Here is a 23,857-nt window from a genome sequence, read left to right as displayed (position 1 = left end):
GCAGCCGTCAGCGTCGTCTTGCCGTGGTCAACATGCCCAATCGTGCCGATGTTCACATGCGGCTTTGAGCGATCAAACTTTTCCTTTGCCATGATAGTGGCTCCTCTTTCTTTGTCTGGGCGGTGGGGTCAAACCCCACCCTACGGTGATGGGTAGGGCGGGACATCATCCCGCCACCCGGGTTATGCGTATTTCGACTGGATCTCTTCGCTGATGTTCTGCGGCACCGGATCGTAATGCGAGAACTGCATCGTGAACTGGGCGCGGCCCGAAGACATGGAACGCAGCGTGTTGATATAGCCGAACATGTTGGCCAGCGGAACGTTGGCGTTGATCGCGATGGCGTTGCCGCGCGGTTCCTGACCAGACACCTGGCCACGACGCGATGTCAGATCGCCGATGATGCCACCGGTATATTCTTCCGGCGTAATCACTTCGACCTTCATGACCGGCTCGAGCAGCTTCGCACCGGCCTTTTTCAGACCTTCGCGCATGCCCATCCGTGCCGCGATTTCGAACGCCATGACCGAGGAGTCCACATCGTGGAACTTACCGTCGATCAGCGCCACCTTGAAGTCGATCACGGGGAAGCCGGCCAGAGGACCGCTGTCCATGACAGACTCGATGCCTTTTTCAACGCCCGGGATGTATTCCTTGGGCACGGCACCGCCAACGATGCGCGACTCAAACGAATAGCCTTCGCCCGCTTCTGTCGGCGAGATGATCATTTTCACCTCGGCGAACTGACCAGACCCACCCGACTGTTTCTTGTGGGTATAGGTGTGCTCGATCTCGTGCGAAATGGTCTCGCGATAAGCAACCTGCGGGGCACCGATATTGGCCTCGACCTTGAATTCACGCTTCAGGCGATCCACCAGGATGTCGAGATGCAGTTCGCCCATGCCTTTCATGATGGTCTGACCGGATTCCAGGTCAGTTTCCACACGGAAGGAGGGGTCTTCTGCGGCCAGGCGCTGCAGGCCTTGCGACATTTTTTCCTGGTCGTTCTTGGTCTTGGGTTCCACGGCGATCTCGATCACGGGATCGGGGAAAGTCATGGTTTCCAGAACCACCGGATCGTTGACCGCGCACAGCGTGTCCCCGGTTGTGGTGTCTTTCAGACCGGCCAGCGCGATGATGTCACCCGCAAACGCTTCGGTGATTTCCTCGCGGTTGTTGGAGTGCATCATCATCATCCGGCCAACGCGCTCTTTGCGGCCCTTGGTCGAGTTCAGAAGCGTGTCGCCCTTGTTCAGCACGCCCGAGTAGATGCGTGTGAAGGTCAGCGAGCCAACAAACGGGTCGTTCATGATTTTGAACGCCAGCGCCGAGAAGGCCATGTCATCATCCGCGCGGCGGGCGATGTCACGGGTTTCGGTTTCGTCACCGGGTTTGAAGCCCATGTAATCGACAACGTCCAGCGGGCTGGGCAGATAGTCGATCACAGCGTTCAGCAGAGGCTGCACACCTTTGTTTTTAAAGGCAGAGCCACCCAGAACCGGCACAAACGCAATTTCCAGCGTGCCCTTGCGCAGCAGTTTGCGCAGGGTCGGCACGTCGGGCTCGTTGCCTTCCAGGTATTCCATCATCGCGTCGTCGTCCATTTCGACGGCCGCTTCGATCATCTTGCCGCGCCATTCATCCGCCATGTCCTTGAGGCTGTCACGGATGGGGGCTTTGACCCAGGACGCGCCCAGATCTTCGCCTTGCCACAGCCACTCTTCCATGGTGACGAGGTCAACCAGGCCTTCCAGCTCGGTTTCGGCCCCGATCGGGATACCGACGGGAACAGCAGTTGCGCCGGTGCGCTCTTCGATCATCTTCACACAGTTGAAGAAATCGGCGCCGATCTTGTCCATCTTGTTGACGAAGACCATGCGCGGCACTTTGTACCGGTCGGCCTGACGCCAGACGGTTTCGGTTTGCGGCTCGACACCGGCGTTGGCGTCCAGAACACAAACGGCACCATCGAGAACCGCCAACGAACGCTCAACTTCAATGGTGAAGTCCACGTGGCCGGGGGTGTCGATGATGTTCAGGCGGTGCTTAGGGCTGTCGGCGTTCTGGCCATCTTCGGTGCGTTCCCAGAAGGTGGTGGTCGCAGCCGATGTGATGGTGATCCCGCGTTCCTGCTCCTGCTCCATCCAGTCCATGGTGGCCGCACCATCGTGCACCTCACCGATGTTGTGGGATTTGCCGGTGTAATACAGGATCCGTTCCGAGCAGGTGGTCTTGCCTGCGTCGATATGGGCCATGATGCCGAAGTTACGGTAAAGCTCGAGCGGATATTCGCGTGCCATGGGTTTCTTGCCTCTAAGGGTTTACCAGCGGTAATGGCTGAAGGCTTTGTTTGCCTCGGCCATCTTGTGAGTGTCTTCGCGTTTTTTCACGGCCGAGCCGCGCGAGTTCACAGCGTCCAGAAGTTCACCGGCAAGGCGTTCTTCCATGGTGTTCTCATTGCGACCGCGCGAGGCGGTGATCAGCCAGCGAATGGCCAGGGCCTGACGGCGCTCGGGGCGAACTTCGACGGGCACCTGATAGGTGGCACCGCCAACGCGGCGCGAGCGAACCTCGACGGAAGGCTGGATGTTGTCCAGCGCCTCGTGGAAAACCTCAAGCGGCGCGCGCTTGATTTTGTCTTCGACGCGGTCCAGCGCGTTATAGACGATTTTCTCGGCGACAGATTTCTTGCCGTCGATCATCAGGTTGTTCATAAATTTGGTCAGAACGCGGTCGCCGAACTTGGCGTCGGGCAGGACTTCGCGTTTTTCTGCGGCGTGACGACGTGACATCTACCGATCTCCTTACTTGGGACGCTTGGCGCCGTATTTCGAACGACGTTGCTTACGATCCTTGACGCCTTGCGTATCCAGAACGCCGCGCAGGATGTGGTAACGCACACCGGGAAGGTCTTTTACCCGGCCGCCACGGATCAGAACCACCGAGTGTTCCTGAAGGTTGTGGCTTTCGCCCGGGATATAGCTGATCACCTCGAACCCGTTGGTCAGGCGCACTTTGGCGACCTTCCGCATGGCCGAGTTGGGTTTCTTCGGCGTCGTGGTGTAGACGCGTGTGCACACGCCGCGTTTTTGCGGGCAACCCTGCAGGTGCAGGGATTTCGTGGCTCGTACTTTGGGCTGCCGCGGTTTGCGGATCAGCTGTTGGATTGTTGGCATTCCGGTCTCTTTCCCGTCTCTCAACACATGTGTTTGCACGAAGCATCGTGCGGTTTATCTTCGCTGCTTTATGCGTCCACAAAGCGAAAGCACCGCAATCGTTCCCATTCCGAGGTGAACGACGCGGCTGGTTCCCAGAGGATCGGGGCGAATTAAGGTGCCCGGATCTTGTCCATTACAGTTCTGATATCGGCACCGGGGCGACCCCCTGACCGAGATGTGGCGCGTATAGGGGGAGTCGGATTCGTTGTCAACAGTCGCCGGGCAGCGAGAGCCAGGCGACAGGCGGACACGCTCCATTCAAGATCTGAAATCACGGCCCCTGTCATCCGGGCGGTGTTATGCCTGCGTCGGGTCCGGATGTCGAATGCTGCAGGACAGTTGAATGACGGCACTCCCTGCCAGGTGGGTTTCAGTCGAATTCGAAACCGCGCAAGCCACAGCATATCGCCCCGTGACACCCCTATCGGCCCGGGATGCTAGCCGGTGCCGAATTTCGCCTGCAGATTCGCTGCCAGCAAAACCTTTGTGTAGGTGTGTTGCGGTGCCCGCACGACCTCTTCGGTCAGGCCGGTCTCAACGATTTCGCCGTGATACATGATGGCCATTCGGTCAGCCAGGTGGCGCACCACATGCAGATTGTGGGTGATGACCAGGATCGACAGCGCCATGGTCTCGCGCAGCTCGGCCAGCAGGTTGAAGATTTCGCCCTGAATGGACACGTCCAGCCCCGCCGTAGGCTCATCGGCAATCACCAGTTTCGGGCGCAATGCCAGGGCGCGCGCCACACCGACCCGCCGCGCCTGTCCGCCGGACATCTCGTGCGGATAGCGATCTGCGAAATCCGGGCTGAGCCCGACAAGCTTAAGAAGATTGATCGCTTCGCTGCGCAAGTTCCTGCCCTTGGACTGACCCGATATGATCAGCGGCTCGATCACTGATGTTCCCACGGTCATTCGCGGGCTGAGGCTGCCGATCGGATCCTGCAGCATCATCGCCATCTCGTTGCGGAACGGGCGCATCTCGGCCTGGCTGATCGACAGAAGATCGGTGCCGTCGAATTCAATCTCGCCACGCTCGGCCGGGACAAGGCGCAGCACCGCGCGGGCCAGTGTCGATTTGCCCGAGCCGCTTTCACCGATCAGTGCAAGTGTTTCGCCGGGGGCGATATCAAGCGATGCGCCCTTGACGGCTTCGATGCGGCGCGCGGGCGTTCCGCTTACAAGTTCGCTTATGCCGCGCGGCTTCCGGAAGGTGACATCAAGGTGGCGTATGGACAGAAGCGGCGTTGCGGCGCGGTCGATACGGGCGCGGTCGCTGTCCGGGTTCGCGGGGGATTTGAGGCCAAGATCCGACATGATCGGAAGGCGGCGGCATTTCTCCGCGATACGCGAGGGATCACAGGACAGCAGATTGCGCGTGTAACTGTCCGACGGGTCCGAGAACACGTCCCGGACGGCGCCGTGCTCGCGAACATCACCATGATACATGACCGTCACATCGTCACAGAGCTCTTCCACAACCGTCAGATGATGCGTCACGAAAAGCATCGCACAGCCGATGTCGCGCTGCAGGTCTTTCAGCAGTTTCACGATCTCCACCTCAAGCGTGGCATCAAGCGCCGTTGTCGCCTCATCCGCGATCAGAAGTTTCGGGCGCGCCATGATCGCCATGGCGATGCAGACCCGCTGTTTCTGCCCGCCGGACAGCTCGTGCGGATACATGCTCAACCGCGCCCTGGCCTGGGGCATCTTCACCTGTTCCAGAGCGTTTAACGCCATCTGCATCTTTTCAGAGCGGCCTCTGTCACTCCAGTGCTGGATGTCGAGCATCTGCTCACCTATGCGCAGCGCCGGGTTGAGGGCACTCATCGGGTCCTGCGAGACGTAGGAGATGCCCTGCCCGCGTAAACCCTGCCAGTCACGGTCGGACAGGGACAGAAGATCCCGTCCGTCAAACGCCATTGTTCCCTGCGTGATCTCTGCGGCAGGCGGCAGCAAACCGATGATGGCATTGGCCAGGGTGGATTTGCCCGATCCGCTTTCGCCCACCAGCCCCATGATGCGCCCGGCGCCAACCTGCATGGTAACCGAGCGGACCGCCTCGACAGGGCCGAAACGGATGGTCAGGTCGCGGATGTCGACAAGAGGGGGCTGTGTGCTCATGACAAACCTATTTGCGCAGCTTCGGGTCAAAGATATCGCGCAACCGTTCGCCAAGCGTGGTGAAGGCCACCGTGGTGAAGATCAGCGGCAGACCGCCCGCGATCACGATCCAGGACGTGTTGCGGATGAAGGAAAAACCGTCATTCAGGATCGTACCCCAGCTGGGTGTCGGCGGGCGCACGCCGAGACCGAGAAAGCTCAGCCCTGCCTCCACCCCGATCACCAGCGGGATATCCATGCTGGCGACAATCATGACGGGGCCGATCACGTTCGGCAGCATGTGACGTAGCAGGATACGCGCCGTGCTGGCCCCCATGGCGCGCTGCGCTTCGATGAATTCGGCCGTGCGCAAGGACATGACCTGCGTGCGCACCAGACGCGCATAGGAGGGAAACGTGGAAATCACCACGATGGCTATGATTGAATTCACGCTGGGTCCGAACAGCGCAACCACCGTCAGGGCAAACATGATCGTGGGGAAAGAGCGCACGGTATCAAAGACCAACAACATCGACCAGTCGATCCAGCGACTGGTAAACGCCGCAAGCATTCCAAGGACAATGCCAATGACCAGCGCAATGGACACCGACGTGACAGCGAGGTAGCACGCTACTTTGGTCCCGACCAGGAGACGGGAAAGGACGTCGCGGCCAAGCTGGTCGGTGCCCAGCCAGTGCTCTGCCGACGGTCCCTGCAGCTTGGCGCGGATGTCGATTTTCACCGGGTCGTAGGGTGCAATAAAGTCAGCCGTGATGCCGACTGCAAAGAAGACCACGACAATAAGCAGGCTGATCGCCCCTAGTGGAGTTCCGCACAGGCTGCGCAGCAGGATGCCAACACGGGCACGGCGGCTGCGAAGGCTGACACCCTGCGCCATCAGCCGGTCTCTCTCGAACGGGGGTCAAGCATCACGTTCAGCAGATCCGCGATCGTGGTCGCCGTGACGATGAACAGCGTGCTGGCCAGCACGGTGCCCATGACCACGGGGTAATTCCGGCTGATGACAGCGTCATACATCAGCTTGCCGATCCCGGGGCGGGCAAAGAGGATTTCAACGATCACCGCGCTGGACAGGATAAAGCCAATGCTGACGCCCAGCACCGTGATCGTGGCAGGAAGTGCCACGCGCAGAACATAAGCCCGCATGATCCTGCGGTCGGGGATGCCAAAGGCGCGGGCCGTTTTGACATGGTTCTGACCAAGCACCTCGATCACCGAGGCGCGGACAAGTCGCGACACATATCCAATCCAGGTCAGCCCGATCGCCAGCGTGGGCAGGATCAGATGAAGGACAAGCTCCACCGGCCCTTCACCGGCACCGATGGCCGGAAGCCACTGTAACTGAACCGAGAAGATCAGGATGAGGTAAAGGCCGATCACGATGGGCGGAATGGCGATCAGCGACACCGACACAACGCCGCTGGCCTGATCGAACAGCCCATCGCGATGGACCGCGGCGTAGGTGCCGATGGGGATACCCAGAAGGGCAATCAGCAAAACAGAAAGCACCAGCGACGCGGTATAGGGCACCTGCTCGATCAGGATGCCGAGGACCGGGCGGTTCGACGTCAGATCAACGCCCAGATCACCTCGCATTACGCCGATGAAGAAATGATAGACCTGCACGATGAACGGGTCATTCAGGTGCAGCCGCTCACGCAGCGCCTCTTTCAGCTCGGGTGTGGCGCGCGGACCCAACATCACATTGGCCGGATCACCCGGCACAAACTGGATCATCACGAACAGCGTCGTCACGGCAAGAAGAACGATCAGGACCGCCACAAGTATGCGCTGCACCGCGTAGCCGATCACCGGTTTGCCCCCTTCGGTGCCACGTCAGAACCCCTTGCGGGGGATGCGCTCATCCCATTCACGGTGATAGATTTCCCGTCCTTCTTCGATGGCGCGCACCTCGCCACGCAGGAAAAATGCCCCGGCATCACAGGTCATCACCATGTGGCCTTCGGTGGCCACATTCCATCCCTCGCGTGCATAACCCATCCGGAAGTCATACTCGGCACGGGCCGTCGTGACATCGTGGTCGCTGATCTCGAACCGATCCTGAGTGAAACCGGAGACAGTGATGTCTGCACTGGCCAAATGATACTGTCCGAACTCCTCGCGCAATGTCAGGCTTTTCTTGCCGGTGCTCAGATTTTCTTCGATGGTCCGGCTGGGCCTGCCGGTTTCCAGCACCGTGACGGGGGCGGCCTGCGCGACGCGCGGTTGCTGGAACATCACGCGTGTTGCGTCACTTTCCAACAATCTGGCCTGGGGCACAAGCAGTCTGCATTTGTTCAGGTGAAGCGTCAGCGTGTGATTGTCCGCGACCGGCCAGGCCATCGGGAACATCGCGTTGGAAACGGCGATACGCAGCCTGTGCCCGGGCGCAATGCGATGCGCGGTATCGTTCAGCTCCAACGACACGCGATACCGTGTGCCGGGCTGAACATCGGCCTGCACCTCGCGACCATCGCGTTGTGCGAGGTTCATGATGCCATAGGTGATCAGGGTGGATGACCCCTCAGGCGACACATCACACAGGCGGACGGTCAGTAACCCGTTGCCCGCATCGGTGCTGACCTCGAACCCGGCGACGCAGGTCCCGATTATGTCGAAAGGCTCGCCGCGCACAGGCAGGTCGAAACACAGGGCACCTGCGTCTTCGCCGCGCTGTTCGCCCGGCATCTGCGCCTTGCGCGTATCTGCGTCGAGGGGCATGTAATCGCCGCTCATCATGCCGAGGGATTGCGGAGAGTTGACCGACAGCACGCCGTCGGTCGGTGTCTCCGAAATGCCCTTGGGCGAGAGATAGAGCTCGCGGTGGGTAAGGCTCGCATCAGGCCAGCTGTCCGCATCCAGCCAAACGCCGTCACGCCAGTCGTGCCGGGGGTCGGGCGAAACGTTTTCCTGCCGGTAAAGTGTCAGCATCGGTTCCTTCTCGATGCCGTTCTCGATCCCTTTCAGCCAGCGGTCGAACCAGCGCAGCATTTCATCGAGGAAATTGACCCCCGGCCCCGGCAACGACCGGTCAGGAAAGAGATGCGCCCACGGCCCGATCAGCCCTTTGCGGGTACAGCCGAGGTTTTTCATCAGCCGCATCACAGTGTTGGGCCAGCAATCGGTCCAGCCGGAGATCGCGTAAACCGGGATCTCGATGCGCGTGTAATCCGTGCAGACCGTGCCCTGCAGCCAATAGTCGTCGCGCTGCTGATGATCCAGCCAAGTCTTCATGAAAAGCGGCGGTTCGGCCAGGCGTTTCAGCCACGCCTCCCTCCAGCCATCGCCAAAAATCTCGGGATCGGGGGGGCGACCGTTGAACCCGAACATCACGCCGCCCCAGCCCACGGTTTCACCGGCCAGACCGCCCACGAAATAGCAGCCGTCGTCATAGTAACGATCGTCCGATGCGCCAACGGGTATGATGGCTTTCAGCGCGGAAGGGCGATGGCTGGCCATCTGGAGCGAGGTGATGCCGCCCCAGGACAGACCGAACATTCCGACATTGCCGTTGCTCCAGCCTTGTCGCGACAGCCAGTCAATCACATCCAGACCATCCTGCTGCTCAATCGGCAGATACTCATCCATCTGGATGCCTTCGGAATCCCCCGAGCCGCGCATATCAACACGCGCGCAGACATAGCCATGGCCAGCCAGATAACCGTGCTGTTCCTCGTCCCGTGTCCGCGTACCATCGCGCTTTCGGTAAGGGATATACTCAAGTATCGCCGGAAAGGTCTCATTGTCATCCGCGATTGGCCGCCAGATGCGCGCTGCCAGACGCGTGCCGTCCGAGACGGTGATATAGATTTCCTCATCCACGACATCGTAAGGCAAATCGGAAGTCGGCACCTCAACGGGTGTCAGGCTGTCATACTTCATGGGGTCCTCGGACAGATCAGGAAGCCGCACCCGACGGGCACAACTGCCCGCCGGACTGCATTAGAGAGGCTTAATTTGCAGGTTTGAAATCCTGCAGCTTGTAATCGCCGTTCGGATAGAGCCCCGGATCGACCGACGCTTTGTGGATCAGCGACACCGGCGGATGGATCAGCCAGATGTAGGAATGCGACGCATCCATCAATTCCTGCATCTGGGTATACATCTGCGCGCGCTTTTCCAGATCGACCTCGGCCATGGCGGCATAGTGAAGCTTCTCGAAATCATCGCTCTTGAACCATTCCCAGTTCCAGATGCCCGCCTGCTCTTCAAGGAACCACTGGGTGGACCATGCCGGATCGGGTGGGCTGGTGAACTCTTTCAGTGTCATCTGCATGTTCGCGCCTTTTTCGTCACCAAGGCTCCAGAACGTGCCGGTCTCATGCGTGTTGATCTGAACATTGATGCCGATCTCGGCCAGGTTGGCCTGGATGATCAGCGCCGCGGTCTGCACATCGGTCGAGTTCTGATGCTCCAGTTCCAGATCGAGTGAGCTTACGCCCGCCTCGGCCATCAGGGCCTGTGCCGCGGCAACATCGCGTGCGGGCATGTCGATCTCTCTGTGGCCAACGAGGCCGGGCGCCACAAGGCCGGTTGAGCGATCCGGGATGCCGAAATAGGCACCTTCGATGATGGCCTCGACATCAATGGCCAGCTTGATGGCTTCGCGCACCTTGGCGTCCTGCAAGTCCGGGTTTTCGGCATTGAGTCCCAGCCAGAGATATCCCGCAGTGGGGCGCACCTCGAGACGTTCATCCTCGGGCAGCGACGCTTCGATTTCCGGCACCGAACTGATCGCCACGCCGGCGATGTCCACCTGCCCGGCACCGAAGGCAACCTCTGCCGCTTTCGGGTCGTTGATCGGGATCAGTTCGACCCGGTCATATCCCGGCGCGTCACCGTTCCAGCCATAATGGGCCACCAGAACGGCGCGCTGCCCCTGATCCCAGCTCTCGATCCTGTAGGGGCCAGCCGTGGCTTTGGGGTCGGTCGTGAATTTGCCACCCTGTTCTTCTGTCGCTTTCTTGCTGATAATCGCACCGGCGGCATAGGGCAAAGTGCTCCACCAGACGGGCGCGAAGGGTTCATTGAGATGGATGATGCCCGAGTATTTATCGACCACCTCGACATCTTTGAGCGGTGCCCAGTCCCCGGCATTCGGAGCGGCCAGGTCTTCGTTCTTAAAGCGCTCGAACGAGTACTCCACGTCCTCCGCCGTCACTTCGCCATAGCCATTGGTCCACATCAGGCCCGGCTTCAGCGTGAACGTGATGGTCAGGTCATCCACCTGCTCGATGCTTTCGGCCGAAGAGAGTTTCCATTCCCAGGTTTCGCTGTTTTCGAATTCGATCAGCTTGGGAAAAACCGCATGGATCAGATTCAGATCGGCCGAGCTTTGCCAAAAGGCCGGGTCAAGCTGGCCAAAGTCGGCCTCGACCTGGGCCTTGAGTTCTGCGGCATGGGCTGCCGGCCCCGGTGCTGCTGCCACAACCAGCGCAAGTGCGGCGGATGCCACACCGAGCCGAAATGCATTTCTTGAATAGGACATGTTTCCCCCTTGTCAGATCTTCGAGCGCAAGCGCCGTGGAGGTGGCGCGCGGCTCGGATGACCCAAGGTTAGAAACGGCGATGCGCCCAAACAACCGAAACCATTGCGATTATCTGACGCGACTTGTAAACTATATGCGTCACCTATTGTCAGCTACTGCGATGTAAGGACCCACCATCAATGCTGCCTGAGAACCTCAAACTACTCTGCAGCTACTGTCCTTCGGTCTCATATGTGTGTCGATCAATTGGCATCTCGCGTCAGCAATTCACCAAGTATCTGTCGGGCAAAAGCACGCCATCCCTGGCCAGCTTCCGGAAAATCTCGGACTTCTTCGGAGTTGAGGAAACCGAGCTGCTGATGCCAGCGGATAAATTCAAAGAACTGATCGCCCTGCGGCCACCATCCGTCGGTCAAAAGCTGCCGTCGCAGGATTTCATTTCGTCCAGCGTTCACAGCAATGCCCAGTCACATCGTGAAATCAGGCCCTATCTCGGCTATTACTATACGCATTTTATCATCGGCAATATGCCGGACAGGATCATCCGGGCGCTTATCCACATCTACGATCACCGCGGCGCTATCCTTACTCAAAACTTCGAACGCTATCCTGAGAACAGCGACGGCGCGGCGGAGGTCAGCAAGTATGAAGGCGTGGCGCTCTACAATGCCGAGAGGCTCTTCATCTACGAGAAAGAGAAATTTACAGGCCAACGCATTTGGCAGACAGTGGTCTATGCCACAGATCTGAAATCATCCAAGTATCTCTCAGGCCTGACCATGGGAATCGCGACAGATTCCGTGCGTGACATCGCCTGCTACCGGATCATCTATAACTTCCTGGGCCGGGAGATCGATCTGCGCTCTGCCTTGGCGGGCTGTGGCACATTCGGCGTGGAGTCTCCTGAAATATCGAAATACATCCGGGACCGCATTTCAAACCAGATGCATCCCAATGAAACATCGTTCCGTCCAAGTGGCGATGTAACCTGATGCCCGGCGACGAGACATCAGTCTTCAAGCAGGTTTGGTGAGTGATGCGGTGTAAAGGATCCGGAACGGGCCTGAGGGCCAAAGGTTGGCACTGTCCGGTCGAAGGTTACATCCAGACGCTCAGCCGCCCCTGCAACACCTTCACCCGCTCCCGTACCTCCTCCCGGATTGGCCCCTCGCGCGGGGCGTCCCGCAGCGTCTCGACCAGATAGTCCGGCACCTCTCCGCGTTGCCTGACCCAGCTCAGGCCCGCCAGCACGGCCCGCGCCCGCTCGGGCAACCTGCCCGGTATTTCATGCCCGTTCAGCGTGGCCCAGACCCCGGCCCACAGCCGCCCCACGCTCCACGGATTATAGCCTCCGCCGCCCAGCACCAGCAGGCGCTTGGTCACATCCTTCAGCGCGGCCACCGCGCGCCAATGGCTGTTGTTCGACAGGGCCAGCCGCGCCAGCGGGTCTTCCAGCACGGCATCCGCCCCGCATTGCAGCACCACCGCGTCCGGCGCAAAACGCTGCACGGCGGGCAGGATCAACTCGTCCAAGGCGTAAAGAAACTCGGTGTCATTCGCACCCTTCGGTAACGGCAGGTTAAGCCCGGTGCGATCCTCCAACGCGCCGGTAAAAGGCCAGCGTTTCTCTTCGTGGGTCGAGATCATCAGCACCCGTGCCTCGCCTTCAAAGGCCGCGGCCACCCCGTCGCAATGATGCGCGTCGATATCCACATAAGCCACGCGGTTCAGCCCTTGCGCCAGCAACGCCTTGATCACCAGTACCGGATCGTTGAGATAGCAGAACCCGGCCGCATGGTCGGCCATGCCATGATGGGTGCCGCCGCCGGGGTTATAAATCACGCCTCCCTCAGCAAGCAGTTCTGCCGCCAACAGCGATCCACCCGCTGCCGTTGCAGGTCGGCGAAACATCTCGGGGAAAACGGGGTTCGACATCGTTCCGATCTTGTGCCGCGCCCGGGTATCCTCTGACACCGTGCCCTCCCGTTCCGCCGTTTGCAGCGCGGTGACGTAGGCCTCCGTGTGGAAGCTCATAAGGGCGGCCGGTTTCGCCCTCGGGCTGTTTCGGAATTGCTCGGCGGGCAACCATCCAATGGCCTTGCACAGGTCGGTTGCCGTCGGGACGCGCGGGATGCTTAAGGGGTGGCGCGCTCCATAGCTGGAGCCGCGATAAATCTCTGAGCCGATGAAAAGCGGGCGCATGGTCCGGGCTTATGTACAGATTGTACAAATTGGGAAATGGCTGTGCGAAACTGCACCCATTATGGGGTAATTTCCCGCGGAATGACAAAATCCAGCACCCGCCCCGTTCCGGCGCGCAGCTCGGACCAATCGTCGATATCGAATTCCATCACCGTGGTCGCGCAAGTGGGATAGTCATAAAACCTCATGTGATCGGGCGGCTGCGCGACGATCTGGCCGGCAAACTCGGCAATGCCGGGATTGTGCCCGACCATCAGAACCGTATCGCCTTTGGCCCCTTTCAGAACCTCAATCATCGTCCGCGGACTCGCGTGATACAGGGCACTGGCAAAGCTGGTGTCACAGATGAAATTCAGCCGCGCAAAAGTTTCTCGCGTGCGCGCTGAATCGGACACAAGTGCTTGATCTGGTGCGTATAATTTGGCACGCAGCCAGTCGCCCAAGGCATCGGCAGATATCCGTCCGCGTCCATTCAGCGGCCTCTCGTGATCGCCCAGCATAGGATCATCCCAGCTGGATTTGGCGTGCCGCATCAGGATCAAACGCTTCATTTGAAGGCCTCCATGTGAAAGGATGATTGTGCCTCTTCGCGCCCGTAGGTCTGGCTGACCGGACAGACACGTCGCACCGCGCAACCCTTTGATATACAGTCATTTTCTGCCCTATCCAGATCGGCCTTGCAGGTTGGCACGTCATAAAACCCCTGCCCGAACGCGTCGACAGGGCAAGCCGTAATGCAGGGTTTGTCATCGCAGGTGAGGCATGGGCTGGGCGGGTTCTCGGGCAGCTCCAGAACCGCCTCAAACGCCAAGGCCCCACGATAGGATCCCATCAGCCCCGCCGTATCATGCACCAACAATCCAACAGGGGATTGGTGCGCGCGGCCCGTGGCATGCGCCCAACGGATGAAAGGTTGAAAGGGCGGCCCCCCAAACGGAAAATAGGGCTTTGCGTTCAAGGCTTTGGCAAGCCCGGTGACCACGCGTTCTGACCAGCGATCCAGCGGGTCTCTGACCCCGTCCTGATACTCAGGCGATGCCGTGAAATGCCCCCAGAAGCCCGGCTCTTTCGGCCCCAGCATCACCAGCGTGCCTGTGCCTTGGGGTGCGATATGTTCAGGGCGTGGATGAAAGGCGCCCATGACCGTCAAGCGGCTGTCTTTAATAGCCTTTTCGATCTCATCCAACGTCATTTACGGCGAAACGGCAGCATCAGCGCCCATCCCAGTTTGGACGGTCGTTCGTCCTGCCATTCCAACCCGATCGTCATATCGTCATGCCCCTTTTTCGGCTGCGCAATATAAGTGCCAAACATCCTATCCCAGATCGACAGGGCAAAGCCGTAATTGCTGTCATGCTCGGCGCGTTCGTCCGAATGATGCACCCGGTGCATATCCGGTGTCACCAGAAATTGCCGCAAAACCGCATCGAATTTCAGGGGCAGGCGCATATTGGCATGGTTGAACATGGCGGTCCCGTTGAGGATGATCTCGAACAGGATGATCCCAATCGCGGGTGGCCCCAGCAAGTAGACCAGCCCGATTTTCAGGATCATCGACAGGGCGATCTCGACCGGGTGAAAGCGGATTGCCGTGGTCACGTCGATATCGCGGTCTGCATGATGCACCCGGTGAAAACGCCACAATATCGGTATCTTATGGGTGATCAGATGCTGTAGCCAGATCGCGAAGTCAAAGATCAGAACAGTCAGGATCACCGCCGTCCAAAGCGGCAGATCAAGCGCGTTCATCAGGCCCCAACCATTGGCGTTTGCGTCCATCGCGGCCCCCACGGCCAGCAGGGGAAGGGCAAAGGCCAACAAGCGCAGCGTCAGGGTATCAATCGCAATGATCGCCCAATTGGTGATCCAGCGGCGGACCTTGGGTTCCGCCCGCACGCGACGCGGGGCCTTGGCCTCGATCACGGCAAAGAGGGTGAACAGCCCCAGAAAAACGCCCAGTCGGAGGAGTGCTTCGTGTTCCATGGCCCAGACCCTAATCCAATTCGTGGGCCGGGCAAGACACCTACGGTTTTGTGATCAGGCGCGGATGATCGAACCCGCGCCGTGATCGGTGAAAAGCTCAAGCAGACAGGCGTTTGGCGCACGTCCGTCCAGGATGACCGCGGCCCGCACACCGCCCTCGATGGCCGTGAGACAGGTCTCGGTTTTGGGGATCATGCCGCCGGCGATTACGCCTTCCTCGGTCAATGCGCGGATCTGATCTGCGCTCAGTTCCGTCACCACGTTGCCAGCGGCATCGCGCACCCCGTCGATATCGGTCAAAAGCAGCAACCGATCAGCCTTGAGTGATGCGGCAATCGCACCCGCTGCCGTGTCACCATTGATGTTGTAGGTCTCGCCCTTTTCACCCGCGCCAAGCGGAGCAATCACCGGGATCGCATCGTCCCGGAACAACGTGTGCAGGATTCCCGTATCCACCTTCGATGGCGTGCCCACCAGACCCAGATCGGGATTCGTCGGCGTGCAGGTGATCAGCTTGGCATCCTTACCCGACAGACCGACGGCCTTGCCGCCCTGATCATTGATGGCTTGTACGATCCGCTTGTTCACGCGGCCCGACAGCACCATTTCCACCACTTCCATCGTGGCCTCGTCCGTGACGCGTTTTCCATTCACGAACTCGGACTTGATCGCCAGCTTGTCCAGCATCTGGTTGATCATTGGTCCGCCGCCATGCACCACCACCGGGTTCACCCCGACCTGACGCAACAGCACCATGTCACGCGCGAACGTGTCCATCGCCGCGTCATCGCCCATGGCGTTGCCGCCGAATTTGATGACAACAATCGCCCCGTCATAGCGTTGCAGGTAAGGCAGTGCCTCTGACAGCGTGCGGGCCGTGGAAATCCAGTCGCGGTTCATAACTTGTTTCTTCATCTCTTGTCCCTCGGATCAGACGGGTTATCCCCCTCCGGGCGCTGAGGTGCAAGATGCCTGTTATTCAAGCGTTGCGATGATGCTGCGCAGAGTGCCAATCCCGTCGCCTTTTTCGCTGGAGGTCAGGATCAGTTCCGGGAAGGCCGCCGGGTGATTGGCCAGACGGCTGCGCACCTGCGCCAGCACCTTGTCGCGCTCAGTGGCTTTCACCTTGTCCGCCTTGGTCATCACGCATTGAAACGTCACCGCGGCGCTGTCCAGAAGCGACATGATTTCTTCGTCCACCGGTTTGATCCCATGGCGCGTATCGACCAGCACAAAGGCGCGGCGCAGCGTGGCCCGGCCCGACAAATAGCGTTTCAGAAGCGCCTGCCATTGTTCGACCTTGGCAACCGGGGCATTGGCATAGCCATAGCCGGGCAGATCCACGAGGTAGCTTTGATCGCCAAGAGCGAAATAGTTGATTTCCTGAGTGCGCCCGGGTGTGTTCGAGGCGCGCGCCAAGGCCTTGCGCCCGGTCAGGGCGTTGATCAGGCTGGATTTGCCCACGTTCGAGCGTCCGGCAAAACACACTTCGGGCCGGTCAGCAGGCGGCAGGCCCGACATCGCGACGACGCCTTTGACGAACGTGACCTCGCCCGCGAACAGTTTGCGGCCGGTCTCGGCATCTTCGGGTGCGGGGGCCTCCGCCAGGGGGAACGGTAGCGCCATTACAACACCTCAACCCTGTCACCGACCCGCAAGGTGCCGCCGGTTATGACCTCGCAATAGACGCCGAAATCCTGATGGTCGTAGGTCGTGTTCAAGGCCTTCAACGTGTCCAGGTCACGTTCACCGGTGGCCGGGTTTGCCGTTGTGGCAAGGCAGCGTTCAATCGGTTCCCGCACGGTCAATTCAATTTCACCGATGCGCAGGGACTTCCCGACCCATGTGAATTCTTCCCAGGCAGGAAAGCCGTCAATATGGATGTTACAGCGCCACCGCAGGGGCGATATTTCGGCGCCCAACGTGGCGGCCAGATCCGCGTTCGAGGCCAAGTTGATCAGGCTGATCGACGGGTAATCTGTGTCGGTCATTCCGCGCCCGTCCACCCGGATAATTCGGGTCGACTGCGCGCGGTTTGCCGGCATGATGGGGCGCACCCAATCGAGAAAGGCCTGCGTCTCGCGATCCGGATCAAAGGTAAGGTCGGACAGGTCGGGATGGCTAAGCGTGACGGTGCCCGCGGCCTCGTCGCTTGTCGTGCTGATGGCCATCTGCGCGCCATTCTTCGAGCCACGTGAGAAATTGGCGCAGGGTGCCCAGGCGGTGTTGTCTGCCCCGGACATTTCATGCGCGACCGCCCAGCGGCGATCCCAGGGCATGGTCTGACCTTTGGTCAGTGCCGCCTCACTCAGCGCTTCGCGGCCATGCCCTTTGATCGGATGACGCCAAAGGGCACGGACCGTGCTCATTTCTTGTCGTCCTTGGCGGCCTCTCGGGCGCGCTTTTTGAAGCTGGACTTGATGTTGCCGAACACGTCAGGCTTGTACCCCTGGCTGCGCATGATCAGGTATTGCTGGGCAAAAGTGATCATGTTGTTGGCAATCCAGTACAGCACCAGCCCGCTGGCAAAGCTGCCCAGCATGAACATGAACACCCATGGCATCCAGGCAAAGATCATCTGTTGTGTGGGATCGGTTGGGGCCGGGTTCAGCTTTTGTTGCAGCCACATCGACACGCCAAGGCACAACGGCATGATGCCGATGAAGATCAGCGCCATGATGCTGCCCGGTTCAGGGCCCGCCCAGGGCATGATGCCCCAGAAGTTGAAGATCGACGATGGGTCAGGCGCCGAGAGGTCTTTGATCCAGCCAATCCACGGCGCATGGCGCAATTCAAGCGTGACGAATATCACTTTGTAGAGCGAGAAGAAGATCGGGATCTGCAGCAGGATCGGCAGACAGCCCGAGGCCGGATTGACCTTTTCCTTCTTGTAAAGCTCCATCATCTCTTTCTGAAGTGCCTGACGGTCGTCTCCAGCGCGCTCCTTGATGGCCTCCATCTGTGGCTGAAGCTCTTTCATCTTGGCCATGGAAACGTAGGATTTATAAGCCAGCGGCAGCAGGACTGCCTTGATCAACAGCGTCAGGCCGATGATCGCCCAGCCCATGTTGCCGATCAGGGCGTTCAGGTAGTGCAGAACCGCAAAGATCGGCTTGGTCAGGAAGAAGAACCAGCCCCAGTCGATCGAATCAAGGAAGCCTTCGACGCCATCCTCGTTCTGGTAATTGCGGATGGTTTCCCATTCCTTAGCACCTGCGAAAAGGCGGGTGGAAGCTTCTGATTTCTGGCCCGGCGCGAGTGTGACAGTCGCTTGCTGGGCGGTAGTTTGGTAGATGTTTCGACTTGCATCATTGAATGTACTGATCTTCAAACCTTCCCCTTCTCCGGGGATCAGCGTGGCCATCCAGTAGTGGTCGGTAAAGCCTGTCCAACCCTCACTTTCGGCGATATTGGTCTCATATTCTGTCGTTGGTGCAATCTTCGAGTACTTGGTTTCGGTGCGAACCCCATCAATCATGTGGATTGCTCCTTCGTGCAGAATGAAGAAATTCTTCACGTCAGCAGGAATCCCATGGCGGGCCAAAATACCGTAGGGAGCAAGGGTTACTGGGTCGGAGCCGGAGTTTTCCGCGGACTGCGTGATGGAGAACATGTAATCATTGTCGATGCTGATTGTGCGGCGGAAAGTAAGCCCAGCATTGTTTTCCCAAACCAAGGTGATAGGCGTTTCAGGAGTCAACGTTTCTCCGTTCTCCAACTGCCAATTGGTATTGGGGTTGGGGAGCAACTCGGGTTCAACGCCAACGCCAGGTGCCCATCCGAACAGTGCGTAGTAAGGCTCATCCGTTCCAACCGGGGATAACAGGTTCACGATATCTGAGTCGGCTTCAAGCGTTTCGCGATACTTTTTCAAAGACAGCTGGTCAATGCGCCCGCCTTGCAGCGAAATGGTTCCCTTGACACTGGGGGTGTCAATGGTCACGCGCGGGGCATCGGCCACGGTGGTCTCGGTGGTGGCCGGTTCTGCCTCGCCCGTCTGCGTGGTGGTGGCAGCCGCGGTGGGTGCCGAAGCCACATCGCTGGTGGTTGTATCAGCGACCGTAGCGGGCACTTCGGAGGTCAGCGGGTCAGGTTCCGGCGGCGGGAACATGACGAACCAGACCAGAATCACCAAAAAGCTGAGTGCCGTGGCTAGAATTAGGTTTTTGTTCTGATCATCCATCCGTGATGGCCATTTCTCTGTTTCCCGTGTTTCAGGGGTTCAACAGAGTGCGGGCCAAAAGGTCAAGTGGATTTGCGGGTTTTGGCGTAACTGGTTGCAGGACAGGCGGTGTTCACCCCATTTTCCGCCCTATCACCGGTGGATCGCCCAGTTTTGCGATATGGGCGCGAACCCACCCGGCGGTCTTGTCGAAGGGAAGAGGGCGCGAAATGCCGAAACCCTGCACGTGATTGCACCCCAGTTGTGCCAGCATCGCGTGCTCACCCGCTGTTTCCACGCCTTCCGCCAAAGTATCGAGACCCAAACGGTCTGCCATCAGCAGGATGGCAGACACCATGCGTTGTTGTTCGGCATCCATATCGACCTTCATCACGAACGAACGGTCGATCTTGAGCCGCTGAATCGCAAAGCGACGAATGGACGAGATCGAGGCGTGGCCAGTGCCAAAGTCATCCAGATCGACAAGGCACCCCAAAGCTGCCAACCCATTGATATTGCGTGTGACCGTATCGTCGGGCGAGGTGGCAACCACCGTTTCCAGAATTTCGACCATCAACCGGTCCGGGGCCAGCTCGAACCGGTCCAGTTCCCATTTCACTTTTTCAACCAGACGGGGATTGCGCAGTTCTTCGGGTGAGAAATTCACACCCACCTTGGGGATGTTCAACCCGTCCTTGTCCCAGGCTGTCAACGCACGCAATGCCTGGTACAGCATCACCTCGCCCAGACGCTCCAGCTTGCTGGCGCGCTCCAGCGTTGGCAGGAACTCGGCCGGAGAGATCAGGCCGCGTTCAGGGTGAACCCATCGCGCCAATGCCTCGACCCCGGTGATATGGCCTGTGTTGGTCGAAACCTGTGGCTGAAACCATGGCACGATCTGACCGTTTTCCAGTGCCGCGATCACCTCGGCCTCAATGCCCGGTGCGTTGGGTTCCGGCAGCCGCATATCAGGTGCGTAGGCGCGGATCGCCGAAGGGGCATAGCGCCGTGCATCCCGAAGTGCCAGCCCGGCGGCATGGGCCAAATCCTTGCCGATCAAACTGTCTGTTTGTGAGCTAACCGCCATGCCACAGGAGGCCGAGACATAGATTGTCGTGGCATCGAGAGAAATCGGCTCTTCGACCGCGCGCTGCAGGCGTTCAGACACCTGAAGGGCCACATCCATGTCCAGATGGCGAACCGGTGCAAGGGCAACGGCAAAGCGCCCATCCTTGACGTGAAAAACCTTGTCGCGCCCGCGCAGGGCCGATTTCAATCGCTCCCGGCTTTGGTTGAGCACATGGCCGGATGCGGCCTGTCCGTAACGGTCCAAAAGCAGTTCAAAATCATCCAGTTCGACAAACACCGTGGCACATTTCAATGATTTGCGCCGGGCCTGACGCAAGGTCCCGTCCAGATGCCGGAACAACCGCGCAGAGCCGTCAACCTCCTCATCTTCCTCGCGGGGGGCATGTGTTGGTCCGAGGCTGCGCAGGATCGCGAGGCACAAGGGCAAGGCAATGGCCAGAAGGATCAGAACCCTTTCTCCGCCAAGCCAGAACCCGGCCAGCACAAGGGCAGGCAACAAGGCCAATGCCTGTGGCCCGGCGAACAGATGCTCCAGCGCCGACCTGAGCTTCAAACTGATGGTTTGCAGACGTGACAAGATCAAAGATCCCCAAGTTTCACGCCAAACCTAAGGCCGGGTTATCAATAGTCGCTTAACGCAGTTTCGGGATCGCGTCGGGATTTTCTTCCAATTTTATCGACCCCCGGGCAAGCCCTTCAAAATCAAAGAGTTTCGGGTCCAAAAGATGAGAAGGACGCGCATTCATCAGCGCCCGAAACATCACCTGACGGCGACCGGGGCTGTTTTTCTCCCAGCCGTCGAGAATCTGTTTGACCTGTTGGCGTTGCAATCCGTCCTGGCTTCCGCACAGATCGCAGGGGATGATCGGATAACTCATCGCACGGGCAAATCTCTCGCAATCCACCTCGGCAACATGGGCCAGCGGGCGATAGACAAACAGGTCCCCTTCTTCATTGAGCAGTTTGGGGGGCATCGTGGCGAGCCGCCCGCCATGAAAGAGGTTCATGAAAAACGTCTCGAGGATATCATCGCGGTGGTGGCCAAGAACCACGGCAGTGCAGCCCTCTTCCCGCGCGACCCGATACAGGTTGCCACGGCGCAACCGCGAACACAGCGCACAGAATGTCCGCCCCTCGGGGATTTTATCGACAACGATTGAATAGGTGTCCTGATACTCAATCCGGTGGGGCACCTGCCGTTCTTCCAGGAATTTCGGCAACACGGTGGCAGGAAAGCCGGGCTGTCCCTGATCCAGATTGCAGGCTAGAAGCTCGACCGGCAAAAGCCCGCGCCATTTCAGTTCGTGCAACACCGCCAAAAGCGTGTAGCTGTCTTTTCCCCCGGACAGGCAGACCAGCCATTTGCCGCCCGGCTCGATCATGCCGTATTGCTCGACCGCCTCGCGGGTCTGACGCACGATACGTTTGCGCAGCTTCTTGAACTCGGTGCTTTGCGGGGCACCGGCAAACAGCGGATGGATATCGGTCTGATCGTCAAGCATGAGGTGGCTTTAGGCGGTTTGCGCCCACCGGGCAAGGGGTCAGAGCAGGTGGCCGGATTTGCGCGCCTTGGTGGCCAGATAGGCGCGGTTATGTGCAGTTTCGCCCACTTTCAGCGGGACACGTTCGGCTACAGAGATACCGTGCTGTTCAAACATGGCAATCTTGCTTGGGTTGTTGGTCAGCAGGCGCACCGATGAGAACCCCATGCTGCGCAGAATGTCGGCGCCGATGCGGAAATCGCGCTCATCATCCTCAAAACCAAGGCGATGATTGGCCTCGACAGTATCAAACCCCTGATCCTGCAGTGAATAAGCCCGCATCTTGTTGGCCAGGCCAATGCCGCGCCCTTCCTGATTGAGGTAAAGCAGTATGCCCGCGCCCTCAGCCCCCATCTGGGCCAGTGCGCCGCGCAGTTGCGGGCCGCAATCGCATTTCAGTGATCCCAAAAGGTCACCCGTGAAACAGGCCGAATGCAGCCGGGCCAGCACTGGGGCCTCGCGATCGGGTCGCCCGATCTCAATGGCGTAATGTTCCTCGCCGCCATCCTCGGGGCGGAATACATGCAAGCGCCCGGCCTCGGAAACTTCCAATGGCAGGCGCGCACTGACAACCGGGTGCAGCGGGCTGGCCGCATCCAGCAGAGGCGCGGCATCTGCGTGATCAATCACACCGAGGCCCTCAGAGGCGGCGAAACCGGCTCCGTCCGAGAGCGGCAGCAAAAGGGCGGCGGGCAACAGCCGCGCGGATTTCGTCAGATTGATGGCAAGGCGGTGCAGATCGGCGTTGCCGTCCCGCTCAGAGGTCAGGGGGCCTTTCATCGGTGTTTTCAGATCATCCGCCGGATCAGCCACGCCCAGAACCCAGCCCAGATTGGCATCAAGGGGCAGTTTGATACGTGCCACATCCCCATCATAGGCGCGGGCTTTCAGGGTTTCGGCGCGCCGGCTGGTGATCGCCAAAACCGGCTGGCCGCCGAGAGCAAGGAGATCGGCCAGACGCTGGGCCTCAAGCGTTTCAGCGGCCAGCGCCAGGGCATCTCCCCCGGTCCCGCGCAGAATGACTGGCACCCCCATCCGCAGATCAGCGCGGGCACGGGCCAGACGTTCGGTGATGGAGGGCGCAAAGCTCATTGTGATGAGTCCGTGATCAAACCGGAAAAGAAACCTGTCCGGTGGTCTACAGGGTTTTGTAACGGATTGAAACAAAACCTCGCGCTGCTACACGTGGCCGTGAAGCCACTGTAGCAGACCTTGAGAACTGCAGCCATTCAGACGACATCACTTCAAACAGCGAGAGGATGGCCCGATGGCACAGCTTAAAAAAATTCTTCTGGTCGATGATGACGAGGACCTGCGCGAGGCGCTGAGTGAACAACTGGTGATGACCGAGGACTTTGATGTCTTCGAGGCAGGCAATGGCACTGAGGCCATGGGGCGCGTCAAGGACGGCATTTACGATCTGGTGATTCTCGATGTGGGTCTGCCAGATACCGATGGCCGCGAGCTGTGTCGGCTGATGCGCAAACAGGGCGTGAAAGCCCCGATCATGATGCTGACCGGCCATGATGGGGATGCAGATACCATTCTGGGTCTGGACGCTGGCGCCAATGACTATGTCAACAAGCCCTTTAAGTTTCCGGTGCTTCTGGCCCGGATTCGTGCGCAATTGCGCCAGCATGAACAATCCGAAGACGCGATCTTCCAACTTGGGCCTTACACGTTCAAGCCCGCGATGAAGATGCTGATCACCGAGGATGACAAGAAAATTCGCCTGACGGAGAAAGAGACTAATATTCTCAAGTTCCTCTACCGCTCGACCGATGGCGTGGTGGCACGCGATGTGCTGCTGCACGAGGTCTGGGGATATAACGCCGGAGTGACCACCCACACGCTGGAAACCCACATTTACCGCCTGCGTCAGAAGATCGAGCCGGACCCAAGCAATGCACGCCTGTTGGTGACTGAATCCGGGGGGTACCGCCTTTTGGCCTGATATTTTTTGCCGACTTGACCAAGATCAAAGTCACGGCTTTGACCGGTTGGTAAAACACCTGCATACCCGTCGCATATGCGGGTCATCATATGCACC

At 59.3% G+C, this 23,857-nt stretch carries 22 protein-coding genes; 2 read left to right on the top strand and 20 right to left on the bottom strand.

Translation table 11 applies throughout. The features are described 5' to 3' along the window. From V6N02_RS21490 to V6N02_RS21450, 9 genes are all read right to left on the bottom strand, one after another. On the bottom strand, positions 1-92 hold a 92-nt coding region (locus tag V6N02_RS21490; RefSeq protein ID WP_143163231.1), incomplete at its 3' end, for a GTP-binding protein. A 90-nt stretch (positions 93-182) separates the two neighbouring features. Beyond that, a complete protein-coding gene (gene fusA / locus V6N02_RS21485; protein WP_371229468.1) occupies positions 183-2,300 on the bottom strand; it encodes an elongation factor G in 2,118 nt (705 codons plus the stop codon). 21 nt (positions 2,301-2,321) lie between these two features. Beyond that, positions 2,322-2,792 carry a 30S ribosomal protein S7 gene (gene rpsG / locus V6N02_RS21480; RefSeq protein WP_371229465.1) on the bottom strand — a complete coding sequence of 157 codons (471 nt, stop codon included), beginning with the start codon at positions 2,790-2,792 and terminating at the stop codon, positions 2,322-2,324. A gap of 12 nt (positions 2,793-2,804) precedes the next feature. Further along, on the bottom strand, positions 2,805-3,176 hold the full coding sequence (gene rpsL, locus V6N02_RS21475; RefSeq protein ID WP_085807572.1) for a 30S ribosomal protein S12: 372 nt from the start codon (positions 3,174-3,176) through the stop codon (positions 2,805-2,807). A 479-nt stretch (positions 3,177-3,655) separates the two neighbouring features. Next, positions 3,656-5,341 (bottom strand): dipeptide ABC transporter ATP-binding protein, encoded by a 1,686-nt coding sequence (locus V6N02_RS21470; RefSeq protein WP_371229461.1) that lies wholly within the window; start codon positions 5,339-5,341, stop codon positions 3,656-3,658. Positions 5,342-5,348: 7 nt separating this feature from the next. Further along, complete coding sequence (locus V6N02_RS21465; protein ID WP_371229459.1) at positions 5,349-6,218, bottom strand: ABC transporter permease; 870 nt, start codon at positions 6,216-6,218, stop codon at positions 5,349-5,351. Then, complete coding sequence (locus V6N02_RS21460; RefSeq protein WP_371229456.1) at positions 6,218-7,153, bottom strand: ABC transporter permease; 936 nt, start codon at positions 7,151-7,153, stop codon at positions 6,218-6,220. Before V6N02_RS21460 ends, V6N02_RS21465 begins: the two co-directional genes overlap by 1 nt. Before the next feature lie 24 nt (positions 7,154-7,177). Beyond that, the gene (locus V6N02_RS21455; protein WP_371229453.1) at positions 7,178-9,223 is read right to left on the bottom strand and encodes a CocE/NonD family hydrolase; all 2,046 of its coding nucleotides are present in this window, start codon (positions 9,221-9,223) and stop codon (positions 7,178-7,180) included. 70 nt (positions 9,224-9,293) lie between these two features. Further along, complete coding sequence (locus V6N02_RS21450; RefSeq protein WP_371229451.1) at positions 9,294-10,829, bottom strand: ABC transporter substrate-binding protein; 1,536 nt, start codon at positions 10,827-10,829, stop codon at positions 9,294-9,296. A 180-nt stretch (positions 10,830-11,009) separates the two neighbouring features. Between V6N02_RS21450 and V6N02_RS21445 the strand changes: the two genes are divergently transcribed. Continuing rightward, positions 11,010-11,822, top strand: a complete 813-nt coding sequence (locus tag V6N02_RS21445; RefSeq protein ID WP_371229449.1) for a helix-turn-helix domain-containing protein — start codon at positions 11,010-11,012, stop codon at positions 11,820-11,822. 106 nt (positions 11,823-11,928) lie between these two features. Here the strand turns inward: V6N02_RS21445 and V6N02_RS21440 are convergent, their stop codons facing one another. The 11 genes from V6N02_RS21440 to ribA all read right to left on the bottom strand — a co-directional run bounded on the left by V6N02_RS21440 (position 11,929) and on the right by ribA (position 22,899). Beyond that, positions 11,929-13,032, bottom strand: a complete 1,104-nt coding sequence (locus V6N02_RS21440) for an acetoin utilization protein AcuC (RefSeq protein WP_371229447.1) — start codon at positions 13,030-13,032, stop codon at positions 11,929-11,931. 59 nt (positions 13,033-13,091) lie between these two features. Continuing rightward, complete coding sequence (locus V6N02_RS21435) at positions 13,092-13,583, bottom strand: SixA phosphatase family protein (protein ID WP_371229444.1); 492 nt, start codon at positions 13,581-13,583, stop codon at positions 13,092-13,094. Beyond that, positions 13,580-14,173 carry a ferredoxin gene (locus tag V6N02_RS21430; RefSeq protein WP_371229442.1) on the bottom strand — a complete coding sequence of 198 codons (594 nt, stop codon included), beginning with the start codon at positions 14,171-14,173 and terminating at the stop codon, positions 13,580-13,582. The genes V6N02_RS21435 and V6N02_RS21430 overlap by 4 nt, the downstream gene beginning before the upstream one ends. Before the next feature lie 47 nt (positions 14,174-14,220). After that, positions 14,221-15,015 (bottom strand): sterol desaturase family protein, encoded by a 795-nt coding sequence (locus V6N02_RS21425; RefSeq protein WP_371229439.1) that lies wholly within the window; start codon positions 15,013-15,015, stop codon positions 14,221-14,223. Between the two features lie 54 nt (positions 15,016-15,069). Next, positions 15,070-15,930, bottom strand: coding sequence for an acetylglutamate kinase (argB, locus tag V6N02_RS21420; RefSeq protein ID WP_371229436.1), 861 nt, complete (start codon positions 15,928-15,930; stop codon positions 15,070-15,072). 60 nt (positions 15,931-15,990) lie between these two features. Continuing rightward, positions 15,991-16,641, bottom strand: a complete 651-nt coding sequence (yihA, locus tag V6N02_RS21415) for a ribosome biogenesis GTP-binding protein YihA/YsxC (RefSeq protein WP_371229434.1) — start codon at positions 16,639-16,641, stop codon at positions 15,991-15,993. Further along, on the bottom strand, positions 16,641-17,384 hold the full coding sequence (locus V6N02_RS21410; RefSeq protein WP_371229431.1) for an MOSC domain-containing protein: 744 nt from the start codon (positions 17,382-17,384) through the stop codon (positions 16,641-16,643). Before V6N02_RS21410 ends, yihA begins: the two co-directional genes overlap by 1 nt. Continuing rightward, positions 17,381-19,198, bottom strand: coding sequence for a membrane protein insertase YidC (yidC, locus tag V6N02_RS21405; RefSeq protein ID WP_371229428.1), 1,818 nt, complete (start codon positions 19,196-19,198; stop codon positions 17,381-17,383). The genes V6N02_RS21410 and yidC overlap by 4 nt, the downstream gene beginning before the upstream one ends. Before the next feature lie 112 nt (positions 19,199-19,310). Beyond that, positions 19,311-20,819 carry a putative bifunctional diguanylate cyclase/phosphodiesterase gene (locus V6N02_RS21400; RefSeq protein WP_371229425.1) on the bottom strand — a complete coding sequence of 503 codons (1,509 nt, stop codon included), beginning with the start codon at positions 20,817-20,819 and terminating at the stop codon, positions 19,311-19,313. A gap of 79 nt (positions 20,820-20,898) precedes the next feature. Continuing rightward, entirely contained in the window at positions 20,899-21,768 is an 870-nt protein-coding gene (gene ttcA / locus V6N02_RS21395; RefSeq protein ID WP_371229422.1) for a tRNA 2-thiocytidine(32) synthetase TtcA, read from the bottom strand. A gap of 39 nt (positions 21,769-21,807) precedes the next feature. Then, entirely contained in the window at positions 21,808-22,899 is a 1,092-nt protein-coding gene (ribA, locus tag V6N02_RS21390; RefSeq protein WP_371229420.1) for a GTP cyclohydrolase II, read from the bottom strand. A gap of 175 nt (positions 22,900-23,074) precedes the next feature. Here ribA and V6N02_RS21385 point away from each other — a divergent pair, with 175 nt between their 5' ends. After that, positions 23,075-23,761, top strand: coding sequence for a response regulator transcription factor (locus V6N02_RS21385; RefSeq protein ID WP_371229418.1), 687 nt, complete (start codon positions 23,075-23,077; stop codon positions 23,759-23,761). Positions 23,762-23,857: the final 96 nt, after the last annotated feature.

It is taken from the genome of Roseovarius conchicola (genome assembly GCF_041403425.1).
Taxonomy (GTDB): domain Bacteria; phylum Pseudomonadota; class Alphaproteobacteria; order Rhodobacterales; family Rhodobacteraceae; genus Roseovarius; species Roseovarius conchicola.
This window is presented reverse-complemented; position numbering and strand designations above follow the sequence as displayed.